Source organism: Kolteria novifilia (genome assembly GCA_007748055.1).
Taxonomy (GTDB): domain Bacteria; phylum Planctomycetota; class Planctomycetia; order Kolteriales; family Kolteriaceae; genus Kolteria; species Kolteria novifilia.
Genome location: CP036279.1, coordinates 453,338 through 476,346 on the forward strand (window position 1 = coordinate 453,338; position 23,009 = coordinate 476,346).

At 61.2% G+C, this 23,009-nt stretch carries 18 protein-coding genes; 10 read left to right on the top strand and 8 right to left on the bottom strand.

The genetic code is table 11. The annotated features are described in order from the left end of the window. Positions 1-34: 34 nt before the first annotated feature. A complete protein-coding gene (locus Pan216_RS01695; protein ID WP_145253915.1) occupies positions 35-2,023 on the bottom strand; it encodes a hypothetical protein in 1,989 nt (662 codons plus the stop codon). A gap of 482 nt (positions 2,024-2,505) precedes the next feature. Between Pan216_RS01695 and Pan216_RS01700 the strand changes: the two genes are divergently transcribed. Beyond that, positions 2,506-2,958 (top strand): hypothetical protein, encoded by a 453-nt coding sequence (locus Pan216_RS01700; protein WP_145253919.1) that lies wholly within the window; start codon positions 2,506-2,508, stop codon positions 2,956-2,958. 66 nt (positions 2,959-3,024) lie between these two features. On the opposite strand, the gene Pan216_RS01705 is transcribed toward Pan216_RS01700, so the two are convergent. The 6 genes from Pan216_RS01705 to Pan216_RS01730 all read right to left on the bottom strand — a co-directional run bounded on the left by Pan216_RS01705 (position 3,025) and on the right by Pan216_RS01730 (position 9,708). Then, positions 3,025-3,630: a helix-turn-helix domain-containing protein gene (locus tag Pan216_RS01705; protein ID WP_419193153.1), complete on the bottom strand. Its 606-nt coding sequence runs from the start codon at positions 3,628-3,630 to the stop codon at positions 3,025-3,027. A gap of 800 nt (positions 3,631-4,430) precedes the next feature. Further along, a complete protein-coding gene (locus Pan216_RS01710) occupies positions 4,431-7,232 on the bottom strand; it encodes an HsdM family class I SAM-dependent methyltransferase (RefSeq protein ID WP_145253925.1) in 2,802 nt (933 codons plus the stop codon). A 161-nt stretch (positions 7,233-7,393) separates the two neighbouring features. Beyond that, positions 7,394-8,038, bottom strand: coding sequence for a DUF6584 family protein (locus Pan216_RS01715; RefSeq protein WP_145253928.1), 645 nt, complete (start codon positions 8,036-8,038; stop codon positions 7,394-7,396). Positions 8,039-8,310: 272 nt separating this feature from the next. Continuing rightward, positions 8,311-8,610: a hypothetical protein gene (locus tag Pan216_RS01720; RefSeq protein WP_145253932.1), complete on the bottom strand. Its 300-nt coding sequence runs from the start codon at positions 8,608-8,610 to the stop codon at positions 8,311-8,313. Further along, entirely contained in the window at positions 8,607-8,978 is a 372-nt protein-coding gene (locus Pan216_RS01725; RefSeq protein WP_145253935.1) for a lipid-A-disaccharide synthase N-terminal domain-containing protein, read from the bottom strand. Before Pan216_RS01725 ends, Pan216_RS01720 begins: the two co-directional genes overlap by 4 nt. Further along, positions 8,965-9,708, bottom strand: coding sequence for a glycosyltransferase family 2 protein (locus tag Pan216_RS01730; protein ID WP_145253939.1), 744 nt, complete (start codon positions 9,706-9,708; stop codon positions 8,965-8,967). Before Pan216_RS01730 ends, Pan216_RS01725 begins: the two co-directional genes overlap by 14 nt. 262 nt (positions 9,709-9,970) lie before the next feature. Here Pan216_RS01730 and truA point away from each other — a divergent pair, with 262 nt between their 5' ends. Together truA and Pan216_RS01740 are read left to right on the top strand one after the other, a co-directional pair. Next, the gene (gene truA, locus Pan216_RS01735; RefSeq protein ID WP_145253942.1) at positions 9,971-10,726 is read left to right on the top strand and encodes a tRNA pseudouridine(38-40) synthase TruA; all 756 of its coding nucleotides are present in this window, start codon (positions 9,971-9,973) and stop codon (positions 10,724-10,726) included. 84 nt (positions 10,727-10,810) lie between these two features. Next, the gene (locus Pan216_RS01740; RefSeq protein WP_145253945.1) at positions 10,811-11,764 is read left to right on the top strand and encodes a GNAT family N-acetyltransferase; all 954 of its coding nucleotides are present in this window, start codon (positions 10,811-10,813) and stop codon (positions 11,762-11,764) included. A gap of 779 nt (positions 11,765-12,543) precedes the next feature. On the opposite strand, the gene Pan216_RS27965 is transcribed toward Pan216_RS01740, so the two are convergent. After that, positions 12,544-12,768 (bottom strand): glycine zipper family protein, encoded by a 225-nt coding sequence (locus tag Pan216_RS27965; protein WP_419193154.1) that lies wholly within the window; start codon positions 12,766-12,768, stop codon positions 12,544-12,546. 193 nt (positions 12,769-12,961) lie between these two features. On the opposite strand from Pan216_RS27965, the gene Pan216_RS01750 reads away from it, so the two are divergent. The 7 genes from Pan216_RS01750 (at position 12,962) to flgA (ending at position 22,567) form a co-directional block, all read left to right on the top strand. Beyond that, complete coding sequence (locus Pan216_RS01750) at positions 12,962-13,369, top strand: BlaI/MecI/CopY family transcriptional regulator (RefSeq protein WP_145253947.1); 408 nt, start codon at positions 12,962-12,964, stop codon at positions 13,367-13,369. Positions 13,370-13,506: 137 nt separating this feature from the next. Then, the gene (locus Pan216_RS01755) at positions 13,507-15,384 is read left to right on the top strand and encodes a M56 family metallopeptidase (RefSeq protein ID WP_419193709.1); all 1,878 of its coding nucleotides are present in this window, start codon (positions 13,507-13,509) and stop codon (positions 15,382-15,384) included. Between the two features lie 235 nt (positions 15,385-15,619). Then, a complete protein-coding gene (locus Pan216_RS01760; RefSeq protein WP_419193155.1) occupies positions 15,620-18,199 on the top strand; it encodes a PVC-type heme-binding CxxCH protein in 2,580 nt (859 codons plus the stop codon). 141 nt (positions 18,200-18,340) lie between these two features. Then, the gene (locus tag Pan216_RS01765; RefSeq protein WP_419193156.1) at positions 18,341-19,255 is read left to right on the top strand and encodes a DUF1559 domain-containing protein; all 915 of its coding nucleotides are present in this window, start codon (positions 18,341-18,343) and stop codon (positions 19,253-19,255) included. 207 nt (positions 19,256-19,462) lie between these two features. After that, the gene (locus tag Pan216_RS01770) at positions 19,463-20,218 is read left to right on the top strand and encodes a flagellar hook-basal body protein (protein ID WP_145253958.1); all 756 of its coding nucleotides are present in this window, start codon (positions 19,463-19,465) and stop codon (positions 20,216-20,218) included. 135 nt (positions 20,219-20,353) lie between these two features. Further along, on the top strand, positions 20,354-21,157 hold the full coding sequence (flgG, locus tag Pan216_RS01775) for a flagellar basal-body rod protein FlgG (RefSeq protein ID WP_145253961.1): 804 nt from the start codon (positions 20,354-20,356) through the stop codon (positions 21,155-21,157). Between the two features lie 360 nt (positions 21,158-21,517). Next, positions 21,518-22,567, top strand: a complete 1,050-nt coding sequence (flgA, locus tag Pan216_RS01780) for a flagellar basal body P-ring formation chaperone FlgA (RefSeq protein WP_145253964.1) — start codon at positions 21,518-21,520, stop codon at positions 22,565-22,567. The last annotated feature ends 442 nt before the right edge of the window (positions 22,568-23,009 follow it).

The window sequence follows — 23,009 nt, forward strand, 5'->3', positions numbered from 1 at the left end:
TTCTGCGCCCACTCCACGTTCGCTTCGTGGTGACCTACTTAGATTCCGCGCTCCATTCGGCGGACAACGATTTGATCGCCTCCCGGAAACGTCCTTCGATCTCCTTCTCCTGCTCGCGCAGCTTCGGGATCGTGACCTCATCAATCTCTTGGATCATTCGTTCCGCCTCGTCGAGTTCCTGACGCCAACGGGTCGTTAGTTCGTCCTGACCGCCCGACTTGATGTTCTTGCGCAGCCGTTCCTGGCGCGTGGCCAACTGTTCCGTCTGGTTGACGAGGTCGCGGATCTTCTCCCGGATCGCCTCCCGCTCTTGAAACTTCGCGACGCAGCGCTGAACGCCGGGATCGTCTGCCAGCGGCCCGTTGGTTTTGACGATGTTGTCGATGAGCCAGCCAATCTTGGCGTACTCGCTCTGGCCGGAGACATCGACCAGCCTCACTTCCGACTTGACGAGCCGCTTCTCGGACACTCGCAAGCGCAGCTCGGCCTTGGCGGGCAGCGAGATCGAATAACGCACCCCTTCGGAAAGCCGGTCGCGGATGGCGATCAGTCCTTCCTCTCCATCCTGCAAGAGCACCGCCTCGACCTCCGGCTCCGACAAGCGAAAGTCATGGTCCAGGAAGAGCTCGTAGCGCTCCTCGCGACTGCTGCGAACGTGATAGTCGGTCGAACAGAGATGAACCGTACTCGTGTAGCACGCCCCATCGACCAAACTGATCGACACGTCTTTGTCGCGTAGACGTTGCCTCTCCGTCTGAACGGCGACTCCGGTCTCCAGCGCATGAGCCAACAGCCGAACCTCGCCCGGCTTCATCGGCGGCACGACGCAGTTGCCACTGTACGCTCCCTCCTCATAGACCGTGCAAACGCCACGACCGAGGCTGAACGCCGACTCGTTGGTGAACTCGACCGACCGATACGGCCGCGTGCCGTGATGCTCATGCTTGTAGTGCAGCACACGCTTGGCTTCGGCGATCGCCGTGGTGAAGACTGGAATCACCGCCGAGCGTTTCGCGGGGATCGTCACCGCACCGGGCGATTCGAAGAGGCAAAAGTCCCCGACTTCCTGAACCTCCGCCTCCGCGACCTTGGCACTTCGACCCGTTCTGCTCTTGAAGGATGCTCCAAGCGGCATGGCCGAGTATTCGACGCTGCCCCTCTCCCTATCGAGCTCTTCGTCACTCTCCTCCATCGGAGCGGCCATCATGACGGGGGCTTCCACATCGACGGAACCGAGAGCCATCTCGCTGACGAGATCGACGTGCTTGCGAGCGGGGGTCTTCGAGTCGGCCAGGTCGGTCGAAAAGGTGATCGGGTCGCCGGTGACGACGCAGGCGGTGAAGTCGGTCCAGTCCTCCTCGGTGATGTTGTCGACGACCGCGAAGCCCTGTAGCTCGCTCGACGGATCCTCCGACAACCGCAGGCGATAGGAGATCTTCCACGCCGCCGCCGGCAGGGTGTACTGCACCACCGCGTCGGTCTCCTCCTCGGTCGTACTGACCGTCATCTCGACGTAGGTGCTGTTCGGCTTGATCCGCTGAAAGTTGCGCTGCAGCGACTTGTCGATCTCGGCCTGTACCTCCTCATCGAGAAACCGGAGCGTCTGGATCTCGCGCAGCGGGCAGCGCTGCAAGCCGCAAGCCGTCAGCACGATCACCGACTTCACCTTGACCGGCTCGCCTGCGGTCGCTTCCTCTTCCTCGTGCAAACCGACGAGCGTCCCCTCGACCGAACCACTCACTCGCTCGATCCGCACCCGCGCCCCGCTGAGCGAGGTCGCCAGGTCCTCCACGACCCGATTGGCATTGATCGAGAGATTCCCCTCCCGCTCGTTGGTCGGCCGAAAGGTCGGCGGCGCGTCGAGCGAGACCTCCCCAAAGACGTTGAACGACGCGAGCACATCGGCGAGGTGATCCTGCCGTACCGGGATGGAGATCCGCTCCGGCGACGCGGCGCGCACCGTGTAGCAGCGCTGAAAGTCCGCGATGCCGTTCGAATAGATCACGACCCTGTTGGTTGCCATGTTGGTTCCCATTCACGAGTGAAGTACCGATGCACCGCGGCGGCGGCTATTGTAACAGGCCAATATCCTCCGACATGACGCCGAAGGTGTCATGGATGGGGCGTCGTCCCGAATCCGGTTCGCGCCTCGAAACACGATCGTGGGTACGTTCGTCCGACTTCGCAGGCTGTTGAAGTATGCGGGCCAAGGCGAGAAGGAGAAATCTCGGCCAAGCTCAAGGAGAAGAAACGTAGGCGAATCCGTAGATTGGTCGAGTTTTCTTCGACACTGAGATTGGTCGAGAGAACCCTTCGCAGCCGGCATCGAATCGTTCAACGGTCTGCTAGGACAAGTAGGATAGATCGCGTCCCACCATCCGTCGTTGTTTATTGACGGTTGCGACGTGGATTCCCCGATTGTTCGGTTCGTGTACCGAACTTCGGTCGTCGATGGCGCTCTTCACGGAATCTCGGAGTGACACCTCGCAGTAGGGAGCAACACCGATGAACGATAGAGATAAGTATGTCACCCTCGATCTTGAACTCGTCTTCCGGTCGTCAAAGGTGGTGGAGACGATGGCCACGCTCTGGAGCGAGTTCTACTCGCGCATCGACGACCCCGACATCGATCGGGCGATCTGGATCTGCAACCGGTTTCCCGCGTGGGTTGGTGTCAAGCCGGGACGTCCAACCGAGGATCCCGAAGACGAACCGGCGTTCGTCATTTCGACATTGATCGGGGAAATCGACCCGATCCACGACGAACTCCGTGCGCGACGATTGCCGGAGAAGGACTATCAAAGGCTCATGGGACCGATCTACCACGAGTACTACACGTGGCTCCGAAATGGCACCAAACGCTCGTGGGAACAATCACAAACAAGAAGTGCACACGCGAAGAAGGGGCCCCACGAATTTGGTGTCTACACGACGGAAATCGACGACCTCGCCGCTTGAGCTGTCGGATATGGATTGGCTCGCGGGCGACGATCTAGAGACAAAGCAACATCGGCGCCGTCAGCGTTAGTACGTCTCGATCATTTCCGGCCCCACGCCGAGCCTGTCCGCGATGGCATCAAGCGTGGCTCCGTGGGGTTTGGCGACCTCGCCGTTCTCGAGGCGGGAGATGGTTCGCCTGGTGATGCCCGGGAAGTCCGATTGGGACAGCCCACGCTGGAGACGAAGACGCCGAAGCGACGCTCCGAATCCTTGGGCCACGTTCCTCTCCCCCGCCTTGGCTCGCTTGCGGAAGTCGGCATCAACTTCCCAGAGGACCGCATCGACCGCCGCCTCGTACTCCCCGAAAGCGATCGTGTTGCCGTAGTCGCGAAACGAAAGCCGCGAAGAGTCCGGCTTACTCCTCGGCGTCGCGGCAAACATCGACAACGGTACCAGCAAGGCGTCGAGCGTCCCCCGAACCAACACGGCTGTCCCCGACTTCTCGTCGACCGACCCGCCAATGACAAGATCTCGCTTCTCCGCCGTCGGCGCGGCGAGAACGTCGATCAACTCCTCATCCGGCAGCCTCACGAAAGGCTCCTCCCCAACCACCCGATCAAAGAGGACGCGGAGTGAGGGCGTTTCCTCGGAAAGTCGTTCCCTCGACGTTTCCAGAAGCTCATCATCCATGATGTTCTCCACACCGGGAGCCAGACGACGCTCTCCATTCAGCGTACTTGGCGTCATCGCTTTCGCGTTCCAAGGCCCCCAAAAGGTGGTTCAATACCCGAACGAGCGCTATCATCGCTTCTTCATGTCGACCCAGAGGTGTGTCAGTCTGACTTCGCTGGTCTCCGAGTTGACACGAGCGTGAACCGACGTGCAGCGAGCTACCCGGCTCTTCTCATCCGTCGATAGGTTCCCAAGACAATCGTCGGCAGACCAATCGCACGACGATGCTGCCAATTCACCGATCCAGCCATTGATCGAACGAAACCATTTGCGGAAGGTGCCCCCTTGTACGTAGCCGATCATGGCGGCATCCCTCAGCCTTCCCCCGTGAACGCCGAGTTTGAACCGCTGGATACCACCCGATGTCTTGTCTCCTCCGGTGACGTACTCGCGATCTCGGTCACTTCCCGGAGCAGGCAAGCGTTTGCACTCGATGACAAGAAAAGGGTCGTAGTTACTGTATGATCGACCTTGAATGTCCGCCGATACGGGCGGAAGCGCGGACAGGTCCACTCGACGTCGACCCGACTGCCTTTCTTCGTGCTGAAAGTATGCCATCGAAAAATTCTCTCGACGTGCTGCGACGTTCAATTGCTTGCAGAGTTGTCCGTTCAGTTCCTCCTCGGCATCGACTCTTGGTCGACTCGCATCATCCCTCCATCGGGGCAATTGGTCCCTCACAAACTGCAACGTCTTCTCCACATACTCGTTTGGAGCGATTCCGGTTGTGATGCGGTTCAGTTCGCCCTCGGCCATTGTCAGTACCCCTGCTTCCGCAAGTCGACGAGCGTATCATCGGCATCGCGTATGGCGGTCGATCTGATCCAGTACCGCAACCGATCGGGCTTTACGATGAAAACAACGTTCTGGTGATAGTACCGGACGACTCGAACCGTCCTCAAGTACTCGCGAGAATTGTCGAAGACGAGTGACCGAAGTTGCTCTTCGCAATTCGGCCCCAGCCATTCAATCGCCGGCTCGTCACCGAAGAAGAATGGTTGACAAATCAAACCATCCAGGAAGACTGGTTCGGCAGGCTGAAGATTCTCGTAGATACTTCCCAGCATTCGGCAATACAACGATGCATAAGAGCTAACCACCTCTTGATTCGCAGACTCTCTTAGAAGAAGGGAATCTTGCCCAAGGCGAACAAAATCGACAAAGTAGGAGCGTGTATCGTCGACAAGCGAGGCTTCCCAAGGGACCAGGTCGAGTTCTGATTCATCCTCTGGAAACGGCAGGCCTTCAATGTCACCTTTCAACAACGCAGTCGCCTTACCTACGAGCGATTGCGATCCGTTTAGTGAGCCCGCAAACTGAAGCACCTGCCTTCGTTTCAGAAGAATCCTGTAGAAGTGATGAAGTGCGTCGCGGCTCTCCCTGGGCGCATGAATGCCGACAATCTTGTCCTTGTATGCAAGTGGTCCCTCTTCCCAGAAGGCGATGGGCAGGGACTCGTGTTCACGAATCAAGACCAACGGTGGCTGAAACAAGTCGGGACGTCCCGGTCGATAGAATTCTGTTGCCTCAACCCTCTCAAGCACGTCGGGGTTGAAACCCTCTTCTTTCAGTTCACGCGTCGGCAAAAACGGTAACCCCGTCAGATGTCTTCCCGGCCGTCGGTTCTTCGTCCCCTCGATAAACCCCTCCCCCATCAGCCAGCCGTTTTCCGCCACAAACTCTGAAAGTGTCCGCATTTCGGCAAATCTTCTGGCCATTGCCGACAATCGACCACCGCCGAGTAGGTTCGCCCGAGCCGCACGTGGATTCGCGATGAGTTCCTCGGATGTGAGGCGATTGTTGTCATAGTGATCCAGGACGAATCCAATTCGTTGCTTCGTTTCGTAAGTTCGGCGAAACGTGAGATGGGGAATAGGAGCGTTTGACTCACGACCAAGAACAACCGCGACCGTCTTGGTATCCGCACCATAGAGATTCCGAACGGAAGTGAAGTCGAGAAGCGTTTGCAGACGTCCAGCCTTGGCTATTTCCGACCGGAAACCGTGAGACTGTAGATTGTAGAGAAACCCCGAGGGTTGGATCAGACAGATCGTCCCATCACTTGTGGTTAACTCTGTTGCAACGTCAAGAAAGAGATACGCGATCTGTTTGTCGGGAATCTTGCCCCGAACGGGAACCCGATCCTTGTTCACTCGCGCGGCCGGTTCCGAGAACGCCGATTCAAAGGGAGGATTTCCCAGAATGACGTCAAATTGGCCGACCGACCCAATGCCCTCATCATCACGGAATGAATCGAAAAAGTCCGCCTCGAAAATGTTCGAGTTTCGGAGACGATCGAACTTCAATTCTTTCCAAATGACTTCGGGTAGAAGAGAATCACAGACGCCCAGAGCCAGGCTGAACGCGGTCAGATCAACTGCGTCGGAATCCAGCTCAACGCCAAAAATCTGATTCTTCAGAATGGACTTTAGCATGTCGACACTGACGGACTCTCCCTTGGACCGTTGAACGCTCACAAGGCGACGAAACGCGCCGACGAGAAACACCCCTGAACCACATGCTGGATCGAGGACTCGTTCGGTACCCGTTAGCCGGTGATGGGGCATGGCGTAGTCGAGGAGCAGCGAAGCGAGGAAGGGCGGCGTGTAGACCGATGTACTACCCTTGACGAATCTTTCGTAGAGATGGCTGATCACCTCAACCGGAAGATGTTTGAATGAATATTGCTGCCATAGGTATCGCTGTCGCTGGATCGTTCGTGCTTCGACGAGTTCCGAGAAATGGAGCAACGCCGTCTTGGTCAACGTCTCCTTCGACGGCAAGGAAAAGACATCCCCATTGAACTTCTTTTCGAGCGATTCCAGCAATCGGAGGACGCATTCGGGGCGACCACTCTCGAGCACATCGAAGAATGTTCTCGCCCCGCTGTGAAACCTCGCAAACCAACCATTGCGAGGAAAGACACCGCGGTCTTCCAGGTATTTGATGAGCACCGTCAATAGCAACAGACGCCGGAGGTTTGGATTATCCTGTCCCTCCAGCTTCTGATCCGCCTCGAAGATCGCATCGATCAGGGACTGGTGAGCTGCCTTTTCGTAGTTGGCCAGCGGCTGGTTTTGGGGATCTTCCCAGAAGGTACCATCCGCGAGACGGAACGCGGAATAACGACGGCGTTTGGCCAGTTCCGAATCGATTGTTGCTGCCAATTCGAGTTGCTCGGCCGGTTCGTAGACCCGTTTATCCCCATGCCAGAAGTCAGGTCCACGGGCGCAGCTCAGGATGTCGATTCGTGTGGGCCAGCCCACGTAAACAAGTGGTGCCACGCCATTGAGCCAGAGCTCGTGGTGCAGTTTGGCTAGCTGGCCGTCGTCGAGATGTTCATCTTCGTTGTCGACAACGAACGCAAGCGGCTGCGACGAGCGTTCGTCCGCAAACCGCCGAAAGAGAACATAGGTGACATTGGAGAAGAGTGCCGCCTGTCGCAATACCTCCGCTTCATCTACCGAGAGCGCATGCGGAGGGGCTGACACCGATACCAATCCGTCGATGGGGTTACCGGCGTCATCAAGCAGATCAACGGACTGAAGGCTTGCTCTCATGGTGAATGGTCGATGGATCTAGAAAGCGGGCCAGTACCTGGACGGCCCCCACAAAAACTAGTGTACAAAAATTCCGTTATCCGTACCACGACAGGCTACTCCGAGCATCCCTGTACTTGTTGTGGCATCAGTATGAACGGGAACGCGAAAATGAGGAATCCCTACATCGCGAACGTGATGCTGGGCTCTCGGCGGAGGAAAGGCGTGGCCTCGTCGCGGCTCGACCACCAGGCGCGGGCGGAGAGGGCGAGATCACTGACAGCATGGTGTCGCGAGGCGCGTTTGGCGGGGTCGACGTCGCGCATCAGCTCGGCGAGGCCGAGGGAGAAGCAGTAGAGGAAAAACAGCGCGACCCCGATCACGATCACGAACGCGATGCCGTCGGCGGCCTTCGATCGGGGACGACTCGTCGGGCGACGCTCGCGGTTGGCGGGCTTGCGCGGGGCTCGCTCGAGACCCGGTTGGGTGAGCCGGCCAAGTCGCTGCTGGACCTCGACGGGGTACTTGTGCCACCGGCTGTTGCGCAGTCGACGTGGCAGTCCGGCGAGGACCTGGAGCGGATCCCCCTTGCACTGTCGCACGAAGGTCTCGATCGCGATCCGCCGTTCGTCCGAGTCGGCCAGGGCGAAGAACCAGTATCGCCCCGCGGCCGGGACATCGCCCATTCGCCAGCAGACCTCGCCGAGCAAGTCGATCACTTGGCGGTGGTAGCCGACCGAGCCGACGTAGCCCTCGAGGCGCTCGCGGGCCCGCCACAATTCGCCGTGGGCGAGATCCTCATGGGCACGCTCAATGACCGGCGGCATGGAGGGTCCTCTGACAGCAATCGGTGACCGAGGTCGGATGGGACCGCGCGAGGGTCCCGATTGACAATCCCGACGCCCTCATTGTAGAGTCTTGGTCGGCAGCAATGAACCACTACCCCGCGTCCGTTTCCGGCCGCTCCCGCCGTCGCGATTCGCTCGAAATCCCCCCAAACGGACCCGATCCGACCCCATTCTCGTCCGATTTGGCCCGATTTAGCGCAAAAACGGCGCCAAAACGGACCATTTCACGCCACGAGCATGGTTGTTTTGAGTCAGAACTTCCGGCCACTGTCGGAAGGGACCGGTCGGAGGATGGGAGGAGTCTTCTGGGTCGGCGCCGTCATCGGTTTGGGAGCGACCATCGGTTGTCGTTCCAGAGGCCGGACGGGCTTGGTGGCCTGTTCGGCCGGAGGCAGGTTGAGCACCGGATAGGCAGGAAAAACATAGGGTTGCGTCACGGTGTCGGGGCTGGCACAGCCGATGCCCCAGGCCACCACGACGCCCCCCAGCCCTCCCAAGAGCGAGAGGGCCACCCGTCGGAATCGTCGTTCACCAAGCGTGGGACGACTCATCCAGCCCTCTTCAGCAGGGGCGCGGACTTGGCGTTGAGGACCACCGTCTCGGCATTGACGTCGACGGGCTGCTCCTGATGAGCCACCCGCAACTCGTTTTCCTCATACTGTTTACGGTGAATCAGCACCAGATTGCGGACGTAGACGATCACGCCGAACGCCTGCCCGGTGATGATCACGGGGTCTTGCCGGTAGATGGCATACGCCAATAGCGACGCCCCGCCCGAGAGGCTGAGATACCAGAACGCGATCGGGATGACCGATTCGCCCTTGCGCTCGGAAGCGAGCCATTGCACCAGAAAGCGGGCGCTGAAGAGTGCTTGGCCGCCAAACCCGACCGTGAGCCAGATGATTTCAAGCAGAGACAACGACCTTTTCCTCCTGCAATGCGTAACGCAGCGTCCTTTTCTGCAGCCAACGGACGGCCAACAAGTCCGCCATCGGACGCAGGGAGCGATTGAAAATGTTGTAATGGGTACGCCCCCGGGTCCGGGGACGGTGATTGACCGGCACTTCCACGACGCTGTAGCCGTGCATCTTCACGAGGGTCGGGAAGAAGCGGTGCATGCCGTCGAAGCGATGGATCTTCGCCAAACACTTGGCTTTGAAAGCCTTTAGGCCACAGCCGGTGTCCCGCACGCACTCGCCGGTCATCCAATTGCGAATCGCGTTGGCGACCTTCGAAATGACCTTCTTGGAGACCGGGTCCTTGCGGTCGCGCCGCCAGCCGATCGCGACGTCGGCTTCCTCCAGCCCGGCGAGGAGCTTGGGAATGTCCGAGGGATCGTTCTGCAAGTCCGCGTCCATGGTGACGACGATCTCGGCCTGGGCGACATCAAAGCCCGCCGAAAGGGCCGCCGACTGACCACTCTGACGCTGCATGCGCCGAACGGTCAGACTCGGATAGTTCGCGGCGAGCTTTTCGAGGACCGAGGAGGTCTCGTCACTGCTGAAATCGTCGATGATGACGATCTCGAAACGCTGCGGCAATTCGTGCTCGACCTGCGCGATTTCCGCGATCAGCGTCGGCAAATTGGTGGCTTCATTGTGGGCCGGCACCACGACGGAAACGTCCGGCATCGGTGTTCGCACGATCATGATCGGTTCCTTCCCGCCGTTCGCTTCGGGGGGGACCACCAGACCGCGGCGGTCACCCGAAATGGCTCGGCATCACGGAGTCGGCAAGCCCCATAACCCATGCGTCAAAGGGAGGCAAGATCACTGTGGCACGCCCGCTGGGCGCGAATTTCGCCGGTTTGACGCCGCGATGCCCCTACCATCGTGGATCTAGGCAAGCTATAGTGAGGCTCCTTCGGCCAAAGAGGGGCCGATCGCGGAGGAGATGGACCAAGCGGGCCCCATGCGAACGCTGAAACTCGTTCTCGCTTACGACGGCACCGGGTATTGCGGATGGCAAGTCCAACCCAATGGCCCCACGATTCAGGAAGAGCTCGGTCGGGCGATCGAAAAGATCACAGGAACGCGCACCCTGCCCGTCGCGTGCAGCCGAACCGACTCAGGCGTACATGCCCTGGCCCAAGTCGCTCATCTTCGAACCGAAACGACCCTGGAGCCCAGCGTGCTCAAGCGGGCCCTTAACGCGGAGTTGCCCGAGCAGATTCGCGTGGTGAGCGTCGACGAGGTGGGAGATGATTTTCACGCGGTGCATGCCGCCAAGTGGAAGCTCTATCGCTATGTCTTCCACGATGGGGCGATTCCCGACGTGTTTCTGCGACACTATTGCTGGCGGATTCCCTATCGTTTGGATGTCGAAGCGATGAATCGGGCGGCCAAGGCCCTTGAGGGAACCCACGACTTTCGCTGCTTCGAGACGGAATGGCCAAATCGGGCCACCAGCGTCCGAACGATTCGCCGCTGCATGCTGACCAGACTCGGCGATTGCATTTCCCTGGACGTCGAGGGAGACGGATTTCTCTACAACATGGTTCGGGCGATTGCCGGATCGCTTCACGAAGTCGGTCGCGGCAAATGGCCCATCGGAAGAATCGCCGAGATCGTTGAACGGGGAGAGCGTGCCCAAGCGGGCCCGACCGCTCCCGCCAAGGGTCTCTTTCTTACTCACGTCGAACTTGCCGCCGACATGGCGCGCGATTGACGTGTACAATGCACGACACTCGACCGGATCGCGCGCCACGCGGTCGTCGACACGGTCGGGATCGGTGCCAGAGGAACAGCTTGCGTGGTTAGTTACCGGACCTTTCGAAACAGCGATCCCCCTCGGATTCTGGAACTGTGGCAACAATGTGCCACCAGCCGCGGGTTCGGCCTCCTGGAACGCTGCGACAAGCTCGAACAACTCGTCTTCTCCAAACCCTACTTCGATCGCGAGGGGGTCATCCTCGCCTTCGAGGACGACCGGCTCATCGGCTACTGCCACGCCGGCTTCGGCGGCAGCCAGGAAGGCCATCAGCTCGACAAACGCCACGGCGCCATCTGCATGCTGATGGTCCTCCCCGAGTTCCGTCGCCGGGGCATCGGCACCGAACTTCTCCAGCGGGGACAACGCTACCTCGCCGAGCGGGGCGCCAACGTCATCTTCTGCGGCGCCGTCTATCCCGTGAATCCCTTCTATCTCGGTCTCTACGGCGGCAGCGAGATGCCCGGCATCCTCGAAAGCAGCGCCGAGATGATCGCGTTCGTCGAGGCCCGAGGCTACCGCGCCACCGATACCTGCCTCGTCCACCAGATGGACCTCGATCCACCGCCGACGCTCAACGATCCCCGGCTGCCACTCAAGCGGCGCGAGGTCGAGTTCATGGTCGAGCCGTGGCCCCTGTCGCCGAACTGGTGGCATGCCTGCGTCTACGGCGCCGTCGACTCGCTCCGCTACGAGGTGACCCGGCGCGAGTCCAACGAAGTGATCGGCCACGCGTGGGTCTGGGAGATGGACGCCTTCCACAAGCGTTTCGGCACCATCATCGTCGGCGTCAGCGAGTTGAAGATGGAAGAGGCCTACCGCAATCAGGGTTTCGGCCGGCTCCTCTTGGCGACGATCCAAAAGCACCTCAAGGAACAGAAGATCGGCCGCCTCGAAATCCAAACGATGCAGGACAACGAGATCGCCCTTCGCCTCTTCACTTCCCTCGGCTTCAAGCAAGTCGACACCGGCCGCGCCTACCGCCTCGGCTCGTAGCTCTTAGGGTGGGTCTTGACCCACCCGAATGACCGGTCGTTTCCGATTCACCAATATCCGGGTGCCATGCTCCACGCAACGCGTGGGCATGCGCGGAAGACTTTGTTCATCAACGGCTGGCCCAGATTGCTCGTCAATCTGGGCGTGCGAAGCACGCAAGAGGCCATGGCCAAACAGCCAACGATCAAGCGATGCTCAACTCGCGCAACGACCCCGATGGCCTTCGTCACCTCGGCTGGCCCGTAGGCCTTGGCGCACCCGGCGCATGCCCGATCCGACCGTCGTCGAGACATCGGAATGACATGATAGCGACACTTCTCCACGCATCCCAATTGGATGCGAGACGCTTCTTTAAGCATCCCAACGGGATGCGAGACGCTTCTTCAAGCATCCCAACGGGATGCGAGATCATAGCCCAGGGTCGCGCAGCGCACCCTGGGTAACGGAGGAATAGAAACCCGAACGCTGTAGGCGTTCGACGGGAACGCGGGAGAATCCACCAAGCTCCGCCATCGGTCCGCGATACGTGTCAAACCCGCTTCGGGGTTTGGAATGCAGAGCCACCCCTACCCAGGGTGCGCTGCGCGACCCTGGGCTATGTTCTTCAACGGCGTTGCCGTTGTAGCCACCGGAATCACGGCGTTGCCGTTGTAGCTACTGGGATCACGACGTTGCCGTTGTAGCCACCGGAATCACGGCGTTGCCGTTGTAGCCACCAGGATCACGGCGTTGCCGTTGTAGCCACCGGAATCACGGCGTTGCCGTTGTAGCCACCGGGATCACGACGTTGCCGTTGTAGCCACCAGGATCACGCCGTTACGGTTCACCGACCCCATCACCGACCCCATCACCGACCCCATCACCGACCCCATCACCGACCCCATCACCGACCCCATCACCGACCCCATCACCGACCCCATCACCGACCCCATCACCGACCCCATCACCGACCCCATCACCGACCCCATCACCGACCCCATCACCGACCCCATCGCCGACCCCATCACCGGGATCCCACCGGGTGATCCACAGGCCCACCCTGCTTGACATCTTTCTCTTGACTTGACGACACGGTGTCGATAAGTTCGCTATTGTCGACAGCTTGTCAACAAGACCAATGGCTGCCGACCGTGTGGCGACAAGTCACGGTAGGATCCGGTGCGGGCAACCACATCACGCGTACCTCGGGAGAAGACTATGGCAACTTCTCAGCGCCCGGCGATGAGCGATGCCGAGCGTGAGGTCCTCAAAGTCCTTTGGGATCACGGACCCAAGACCGTCCGCGAAGTCCTCGATCTCCTGGCCGACCAGGGACAGGACTGGACCCGATCGACCGTCATCACCCTACTACAGCGACTCGAGCGCAAGGGCTACGTCGAAGCCGACAAGAGCAACTTCGCCCACATCTTTCACGCGATCGTCTCCCGCGAGGAAGTGATGCACGATCGCATGCTCGAACTGGCCGGCGAACTCTGTGACGGCCAGGCCCTGCCCCTGGTCCTCGCCTTCGCCGAGCGGCAACGCTTCAAACCGTCGGAGATCGAACGGTTCCGCAAGATGATCGACGCGTTGGAGACCAAGCCACGAAAGCGAGGTGCGAAGTGACTCCAGCCCTCTGGTGGCTGCTGCAACATCTCGCCGTCGTCGCGTTGCTCTGCCTGATCGCACTCGGTTGCGGGCGTCTCCTGCCGCACCATCCTGCTTGGCAACACGCGCTCTGGCTCGTCATTCTGGTCAAGCTGATGACGCCTCCCGTCGTGGCGTGGCCCTGGGCGTTGTCCGAGCTAGGGACGGCGGTCTCTTCCGCGACAACGCCCGAGAGGCCGAGGCCGTCAGGACCAGCGGTGTCGCCACGGCCGCAACCGCAACCGCTACCATCACGAGCACCCACCTTCGCGGCGCCCGTTCCTTCGAAACCGAACAAGCTGACGTCCGCCGCATCCACCTCGCGACCACGCCGTCCCACCAGCGTCCCATCGACATTACCGGTCGCGGTGTCCAGGGGTGCCATCACGACGACACCAATATCAGCAGGGCCGCGCACGGGGGAGGTTCTTCAAGCGTGGACGATACCTGCCCTCCTCGGCCTTTGGCTAGCGGGCGGCGCGATCGCCCTCGCCGTGCAGATTCGACGTCTCCGCCGACTGAGAGCGGTGCGGCACCGAGGTCGCCCGGCGGACACGGCCCTGGAAGCGGAGATCGCCCATGTGGCGGCGGCACTCGGCACGAAGCCTGTGCGGGCGCTCGTTGTCGACGAGTTGCCGGCCCCCTACCTCTGGTGTGCCCCCACGCCGACACTCCTGTGGCCGGAGTCGCTGACGTCGCCCGAGAAGCTCGCCCAATCGCGCGCGGTCTTGGCCCATGAGCTGGCCCATGTACGGCGACGCGATCACTGGGTCGCGTGGCTGGAGATGGCGGCCGGGGTGGCGTGGTGGTGGAATCCGCTTTGGTGGCTGGTTCGGCGCCGGCTGCACGAGACGAGCGAGATCGCCTGCGACGCGATCGCGCTGGAGGTCGATGGCGATCGCCGCCGTTATGCCGAGTTGTTTCTCGCGTTGTCATCACGGCTCGACGCCGGGACGCTGGCTCCCGCGTTGGGAGTCGGGACCGGCCGTCGCTCATCCTTTGAGAGGAGGGTCCGGATGATCCTTTCCGATCGAGTCTCGGGAGCGCTTTCGGCGCGCGGGATGGTGCTGATGGTTTGCCTCGCCGCGTTGGCGTTGCCGAACTGGACCTTGGCCGACCCGAAGCCTCGCGAGGTCCCTCCGTCACGGAGACGGACCGACGCTCCCCGAGAGCGTGAGGCCCACCAGCCGGTGAGCGAGGAAGAGCTTCGCCACGCCGGTGTTCACCAGATCCAGCTCGAGTTGCACGAGCTGGACATCCAAGACGCGGGCCTGCGATTGGAGGCCGAGCACAAGAAGCTTGAGCAAACGGAACAGTCCATCAAGCAAGGAGAGATGCCCCAGGAAGGGTTGAAGCATCTTGCGGATGAACTCCGCGTCAACGTCCGCCACCTGGAGATCGAACATCGCCGGGCGATCTTGCGCAAGGAGCTTTTCCTAAGAGAGAGAGGTCTCGACCATCACGATGAATCCGACTTCCATCATCGCGAACGGATGTCCGCACGGGAGCGGCGACTTCATCAACTCGAAGCCGAGGAGCTCGAAGTCAAGCTCGACGCGGCGCGAAAGAATCTCCTAATCACTCAAAAGGAATCCGAGCAAGAGCGTCTCTCCCCACGGCATCTCATCGATGCGGAGAAGGAGGTCCGCTTGTTGGAGATCGAGCTCAAGCGTGCACGGCTCGAGGCGGGGCTGAGCGGAGAGGAGGAAGCGACCGAGACGGACGGCGAGGCATCCCGCACCAATCCCATGGCACCCTACCAGGGACAATGGAGGGCAACGTCGGTCGTCGGAGACGATGAAGAGGGAATCGCCCAAGGGGTCAGCGTAAACCTCGCGGTTCGAGGGAACCTATTCGTGATGAAATACAACTTTGCAGGCGAAGGGAACGCCGCACTGTCAATGCTCGTCAATCATCGCACCGGCGGGCGACCAGGCAGCGCGGAATTCGCTTTTGACCCGAACGGCAAGGACCCGAAACGATCTCGGGGTTGATCGAGTGCGTTGGCGATCGACTTCGCTTCTTTCTGTATGGGCGATCCAACCAGCAAGGATCAGAGAGTTCCACAGGTCCTCGCTCCCGGTTCGGCAGTCGACGATTGGGAGTTCGTCCGAAGTACCGATGACTAGCCATGGAATCGTGCTCTCCCCTTGGGGTATGATCGGTGGACCAACCGCCTAGGAGGACTCTTGCGTCCTTCGCGCATGATGACCCCACCCGATGAGAGCGATGATGATTGCCCACCTTGCCTGTCTCCTGCTCGCTAATCTCCTTCTTGCCAACGATCGGCCACCCGAGGCGAAACCGGTTCAGCCGGGCGTCCAATTGGAACTCGTGGCCGAGCATCCCGATCTGGCGACTCCGACCGGGATCGATGTCGATGACCAGGGCCGCGTCTGGCTGATCGCGACGCATACGCACTTTCGCCCCGATGACTACGAAGGCCCCGAGCACGACGAGATCCTTGTCTTCAGCGACGCCGATGGCGATGGCAAGGCCGAGACGCGGCAGGTCTTTTACGTGGCGACTGACGCGACGATGGACCTGGAACTTGGTGAGGATGGCTGGGTTTATCTCGCCGAGCGCGATCGCATCATGCGGATCAAGGATAGCGACGGCGATGGCAAAGCCGACGTGGAAGAAGACCTCGCGGTCCTCGAGACCAAAGGGGACTATCCGCACAACGGCCTCGAAGGGATCGCGTGGCATCCGGACGGCGATCTCCTTTTCGGTCTCGGCGACAACCATGCGGAAGACTGGACCCTGACCGGCATCGACGGGAAGACCGATCAGGGCAGCGGCGAAGGGGGCGTCTTTCGCTGTTCGCCGGAGGGGAAAGACCTCCGCCGGGTCGCGTGGGGCTTCTGGAATCCGTTCGGGGTCTGCGCCCGCGCCGACGGCAAGATCTTCGTCTCGGATAACGACCCGAGCGAACGTCCCCCGTGCCGACTCCTGCACGTCGTCGAGGGGGCGGACTTCGGCTACAAACGCGACTACGGCCCCGAGGCCCATCACCCCTTCGTCTGCTGGAACGGCGAGGTCCGCGGCACGCTGCCGATGATTCATCCCTCGGGCGAGGCCCCCTGCGGATTGCTCCCCCTGGGTAACGGCCTGCTCGTCCCTTCGTGGGGCGATCATCGCGTCGACTTCTTTCGTCTCGAACCGCGTGGGGCGAGCTACTCGGCCGAGCGGGTCGAACTGGTCAAGGGCGGTCGCTACTTTCGCCCGAGCTGCATTGCCGCCGACCCACGCGACCACGGGAACAAGCGAGTCTACTACCTGACCGACTGGGTCGATGGTCGCTACCAGTCGCACGGCTACGGTCGTCTTTGGAAGCTCACCATCGATCTCGACCAAGCCGACTGGCTCGGCCCGCTTGAGCTTGCGCCGCCGACCAAGGAAGCCCAACTCGCCGCTGAACTGCGCAAGGGAACTCCGAAGCGCGATCGTGACGCCCTCATGGCACTAAGCCGGAACGATGATCCCTTCATCGCGCAGGCCGCGCTCTTGGCTCTTTCGAAAGAGGCCCCAAGCTGGTCCCGCGACGAGGTCGCCAAGTGGAAGGCGGAGGATCGCCTCGGAGCCCTGCTCGCCCTGCGACTCGCCGAGGCCCGGCCCAACAAGATCGCGGCCGAGGACTGGATGCGCGCGTTCCTCGCGGACGAGGACGCGGCGATTCGCTTCGAAGCCCTTCACTGGATCGCCGACCGCGAGCGGAAGGAGTTCCTACCCGACGTCGAGCGAACACTCGCGCGCAGCGACTTGAGCTATCGTGAGTTCGAGGCGGCGATGGCGACATGGAACACGCTCAACGGCAAGCCCGAAGCGGGCCTGCGTGATCCCGAGCTTCTCCTGGCCCGCGTCAAGGATGCCGGCAGTTCGCCGCGACTACGGGCCTTCGCGCTGCGGCTCTTACCGACGAAAGGGAAGAGTTTGCCCAAAGGCGTGACGATCGACTTGCTGCGCGAGTTGCTTGAGGTGAAGGACGAATCGCTCTCGCTCGAAGCGATTCGCACCCTGGTCGCCAATCCCGCGGGCTCGCGGGAACTACTTGCCGAGCTGGCCACAGACTCGGAGCTCGATCCAAACCTGCGGGCCGAAGCGATCCTCGGCCTCGACGGTTCCTCGACCAAATCGCTCGACCTGCTTCTTCGTCTCGCCGAGGACGAGTCGCCCCCCGTGCGGGAGGAGGCTCTTCGCGGGTTGCGCTCGCGGGAGTTGACGGGAAAGCAACGCGACAGGCTCGAGTCAATCGCGACGACGTTCCCCAATTCGGCCGATCTGGCTCGTGCCGCCCTCGACCCGAAGGCGCTCTCCGAGCACCGTCCCGAGTTGACCGACACGCATGGTTGGGGGGAGCGACTGGGAGCCCTTTCGTCACCCGTCGACATCGCCAGCGGCAGCCGAATCTTTCACAACGCGCGGCTCGCCCTTTGCATCAACTGCCATCGGCATGGCGGTCGCGGTAACGTCGTCGGCCCCGACCTCAGCACACTCGGGCGCCGCGACGATCGCGATTGGCTGCTGCAATCGATCCTCGAGCCAAGCCGCGAGATGGCGCCGGAGTACAAGCCGCGGACGATCGTCCTGACCGACGGGCAAGCCTTCACGGGAATTCAGCTTCAGTCATACACCAAGGAGGCGATCCGCGACGCCAACGGGAAGAAGCGGACCTTCAACCGCGACGACATCGAGACGATCGTCGAGTCGGGTGTCTCGTTCATGCCCACGGGACTCGTCCATTCATTAACCGATCGGGAATTGCGCGATTTGATCCACTTCTTAGAAGGTCGCGAACCACTTCAATGACGCAGGCCAATTGGCCCATGCCGGTTCCTCGCTTTCGGGGCGATTGCGAGTCGGGCCTTTGGTTCGGCAGAAAGTCTCGACTAGCATAGGAGGATGGGAGCAGGCCTGGGGGAACGCTGTGTCTACCACCTAGGAGATTCGATGGTCTCTAAATGCAAACCCGCCCTGAAAGCCTTCACGCTCGTCGAGTTGTTGGTCGTGATCGCGATCATCGGCATCTTGATCTCGCTCCTGTTGCCCGCGGTCCAGGAAGCACGCGAATCGGCTCGGCGAAGCCTCTGTCTGAGCAATCTCAAGCAGCTCGGAGTCGCCCTTCACAACTACCACGACGCTCATCACGGCTTCCCGCCTCCTTACATTTGCGATGCCGACGCCGGAACGTGCAACACGCCCTCGTGGGGATGGTCAGCGATGCTGCTTCCCTACCTGGATCACACGGCCGCCTACGAGATACTCAACGTCGGCAATGCCTCGCTCACCAGTGCCCAGGCCGATCCCGACTCGCTCGAGGTCTTGCAGACGACGTACAAAGTCTTCCGTTGTCCCTCCGACTCGGGTGAAGGCGACTTGTCGACCATCCAGATCGCACCGGCGGGAGCATACGCCTCCCGTTCGAACTATCCCGGCGTCAACGGCAAGGGACCACGCGTCTACAAGCAGGGTCGCGAGGGAGTCTTCGGCGCGCGCAACGTCTCGGTGTCGCTGCGCGATATCACCGACGGCAGCAGCAAGACGATGATCGTCGGCGAGCGGGCCTCCCGACTGCCAGGCGACGCGAACGATCGCTACACGCACTGGGCGGGGCTACGTGACGGCGAGGAGGACGGAAGTGGTTGGCGCGGGCCCTTCGAGGTCGCCGGATCGACCGGATTCCACATGAACACACCGCAGATCGCCAACTGGCAGTTCCGTGCGTGGTTCACCAGCCCGCATGTCGGAGGCGTCCACTTTCTCATGGCCGACGGTGCGACCGTCTTTCTCAGTGAGACGATGGACTTCACCACCTACCAGAACCTTTCCGACATCGGCGATGGAAAGATCGTCGACGGCTTCTGAGCCGTCCATGATCACGCTGCCCCCGTCGATTCCCGTCGCCGGGGAATGTGGACCATCGACGTCGCGGCGAGGTCACCCAACTCGCCGCTCTTACCATCTCCACTCCATCTGGCAAAAAAACCGATCCCGAGGGTCCGAATCTGCCGATGATGCCGAAGAGAGCGATCATAGCGCTCGCAAGGCGTTCAGGACCACGGGATCGGCGGCATGATCTACGGCTACTACATTTCGATGGCGGGTGCCCAGACCCAGAGCTACCGCACCGATGTCATCGCCAATAATGTCGCGAACATCGACACCGCCGGGTTCCGCCGTCAGTTCGCCATCGTCCAGGCACGGCAAGATCATCAGACGACCTTCGGCGATCCGCCTCCCCTCGATCCTGGCAATCCACGCAACATGGGTGGAGGCGTCTTCCTCCACCGCACCGCGAGCGACACCTCGACCGAAGGGGCGTACGAAGTCAGCAACCGCGCCACCGATTTGGCGCTAGAAGGCGATGGTTTCTTCGTTATTCGCAAGGGAGACGAACGGTTTCTGACGAGAAACGGCACGTTTGAGCTCGATTCGCAGGGTTTTCTGGTGACGCAGGACGGCTCGGGGCAAGTCCTCGCCACCAACGGCGAGCCGATCCGGCTCGACCCCCAGCGCGACTTCTACGTCGACTGGCGCGGCCAAGTCGCCCAGGACGGCAATCCGATCGCGACCATCGCTCGGCAGACGCCCGAGGATCCCGACGACCTCAAACCGCTCGGCAAGACGCTCTTCAGCTTCGAGGGCGACCTGGTCCCGACCAACGCCCGCGTCGAACAGCGACTGCTCGAGGGCTCGAATGTCGAAACCGTTCACGAGATGACCGGCCTGATCGAAGCCGCTCGGGCCTATCAACTCAACATCAACATGATTCAGCTTCAGAACGATCAGTTGGCCACGCTGATCCAGCAAGTACCGAACCAGCAGTAGGAGTAGGGCACTGGTCCGCCTAGTCTCTTGGATGCCACTAGCTGCTTGACAGCCAGTGCGAAGAGGTTGGGCCCACACCAACGCAAACACGTTGGAACGGAGCAGTAGGGCCTTGAGAACGCAGGGAGGCGTTTCATGAGCTTGCAAGCGCTCAACACCGGCGCGACGGGGATGATCGGCCAGAGCCTCAATCTCGACGTCATCGCCAACAACCTGGCCAACACGGGAACGACCGGGTTCAAGCGAAGCCGCGCGAACTTCGAGGACTTGCTCTACAAGACCCTTCAGATCCCCGGCGCCGGCCCGATCGGCGATCCGCGAACGCCGGGTCTCGGCTTACAGTTCGGTGTGGGCACCCGCGTCTCCAGTACCCAGCTCGACTTCATCGAAGGGACACTCCAGCAGACCGACCGGGCGCTCGACGTCGCGATCAACGGGGTTGGCTTCATCGCGGTCGACGACGGTCAGGGCAATCTCTTCTACACGCGGGCGGGGAACTTGACCCTCAACGACCAGGGGCAAGTCGTCATGGCGACCGCCGCCCAGGGCTACGTCGTGCAGCCGCCGATTCAGATTCCGCCCGACGCGCTGAGCATCGCTGTTTCGGCCGACGGCGTCGTTTCGATCACGCAGCCCAATGTCGTCCAGCCGGTCCAGGTGGGGCAACTCGATGCCTTCCGCTTTCAGAACCCCGAAGGTCTGCAACAGATCGGCAACAATCTTTTCCAGGAGTCGGGCTCCTCGGGAAACGCCGAGCAAGGGCAGTGGAATCAGAACGGTTACGGCTCGTTGATTCAGAACTTCCTCGAACAGTCGAACGTCGAGCCGGTCAACGAACTGATCAATCTGATCTCGAGCCAACGAACGTTCGAGCTCAACTCGCAGGTCGTTCAAACCGCCAATGAGAACCTTCAGACGGTCGGGGCATTGAGACAGTAACGCGGCGTTCGAGGGGGGGCCGCGAGGAAGTACCGAGTTGGTGTATGCGTCCGGGAAGGCGTTGGTGGAAGTTGACGGGCTGCCAGGGAGTCGGGAACGAACGAGGAGTCATCCTTTGGACAAGAGAGGCGCGGGAGGAAAAGACAGCCCCCCCTCTTTCCCCCCTTGGACAAGGGGGGACGGAAGATGCTCTTCCTTGGACAAGCGATATTCTTCGTACTCCCCCTTGTCCAAGGGTCACTCTACATTCTCCCCCTTGTCCAAGGGGGAGTTGGAGGGGGTCTCTTCCAAGCGTGAGCGAGAGAGAGTCTTACGATTCAACACTTGGGTTCCTACCCACGAAGAGAACGGTAAACGGACATGACGTGGATCCTCACATCGCTGCTTCTTCTGCCTGCCGCGGCGCCGACGCCGGAGATGGCCGAGGCGAGGCTGCGCGCGGAGATCTCCGTCACCGAGGACTACGTTCGACTAGAGGACGTGGCCGAGATTCATTGCGACAACGCCGATCGAGCACGGCGGCTCGGGTCGGTCGAAGTCGCTGTCGCCCCACCGCCGGGACAACCGATCAACCTCCACCTCGCGCAGATCAAGCAAGCCCTCGCCCGACGTCACTTTCGCGTCGCGAGTATCCGCTTTTCGGGCCATCAATCCGTCACCGTCGCGCGCCTTGAGCCGACGACCACCGCGACCGAGGAGTCCTCCTCCGGCGCGCAAGCCTGGGAAGAGACGATCACCGCGATGATCGAAGGGCACGTCGAGGAGTTCAGCGGCTGGCCCAAGGAACAGCTCGACGTCCAAGTCGACACCGGCCGAGCCGATGATCATCTCGCGACTCATCGGCCCGAGCGTTGGGAGATCCTCGTGCCCGATCAGTGGCGACTGGGTACGCAATCGCTGACGCTAGAGATCGCTCAGGAGCCGCGACCGCTTCGCTTCGTCGTCGTCGTCACCATCGAACGACGTCGCCAAGTCGTCGTCGCGAAACGACGCATCCTACGAGGCACGCGTCTTCGAGAATCGGACGTCGAGAGCCGCTGGCTCCGTGTCGCCCGCGACGACAACGTCCTCCTCACCGACATCAAGCAGACGATCGACACCGAGGCACGGCGGGTGATCGAAGCCGGACAACCGCTTCGGCAGACCGATCTGCGGCGGCGTCCGCTCGTCTTTCGCGGCAGCCCCGTCTCGGTCACGATCCAGCAAGGGGGGGTCGCGCTCCAGATGATCGGGATCGCGAAGGAGGACGGGGCCCTTGGCGAATGGATCGAGGTCGAAAACCCGACCACGCGTCAGTTGCTCGACAGCAAGGTACGGGTCATCGGCTTTCAGAAGGCCCTTTGGCCCGATCCCCGCGCGTTGCTGCAAGCCACGCCCGATGCCTACTCGTCGTCAACGAACGGAAGGTGATCCATGACCGATCACACGAGGTGGGTCACGCCCCACGCCAAGTAGGTCAGGCTATTGCCTGACACGCATGCCGGTCGGTTCTCGTGGTGGGTCATCTCTTGGCACCTCTCCCACGGGGAGAGGTCGGCGAGCGAAGCGAGCCGGGTGAGGGGATTCCGGTTCGGAACATCGAGCGGGATTCGCGAAGAGGAACCCCCTCACCCCTAACCCCTCTCCCACAGGGAGAGGGGAACAAGAGGCTCACTCTCCCACAGGGAGAGGGGAACAAGAGGCTCACTCTCCCACAGGGAGAGGGGAACAAGAGGCTCACTCTCCCACGGGGAGAGGGGAACAAGGGGCTGACACTTGGACTTGGGACAAAGGGCAAACGCGATTGGTGGGCCAAGACCCACCCGACGCAGGTCAGACTATCGCCTGACACAAACGTTGGTCGGCATAGGTG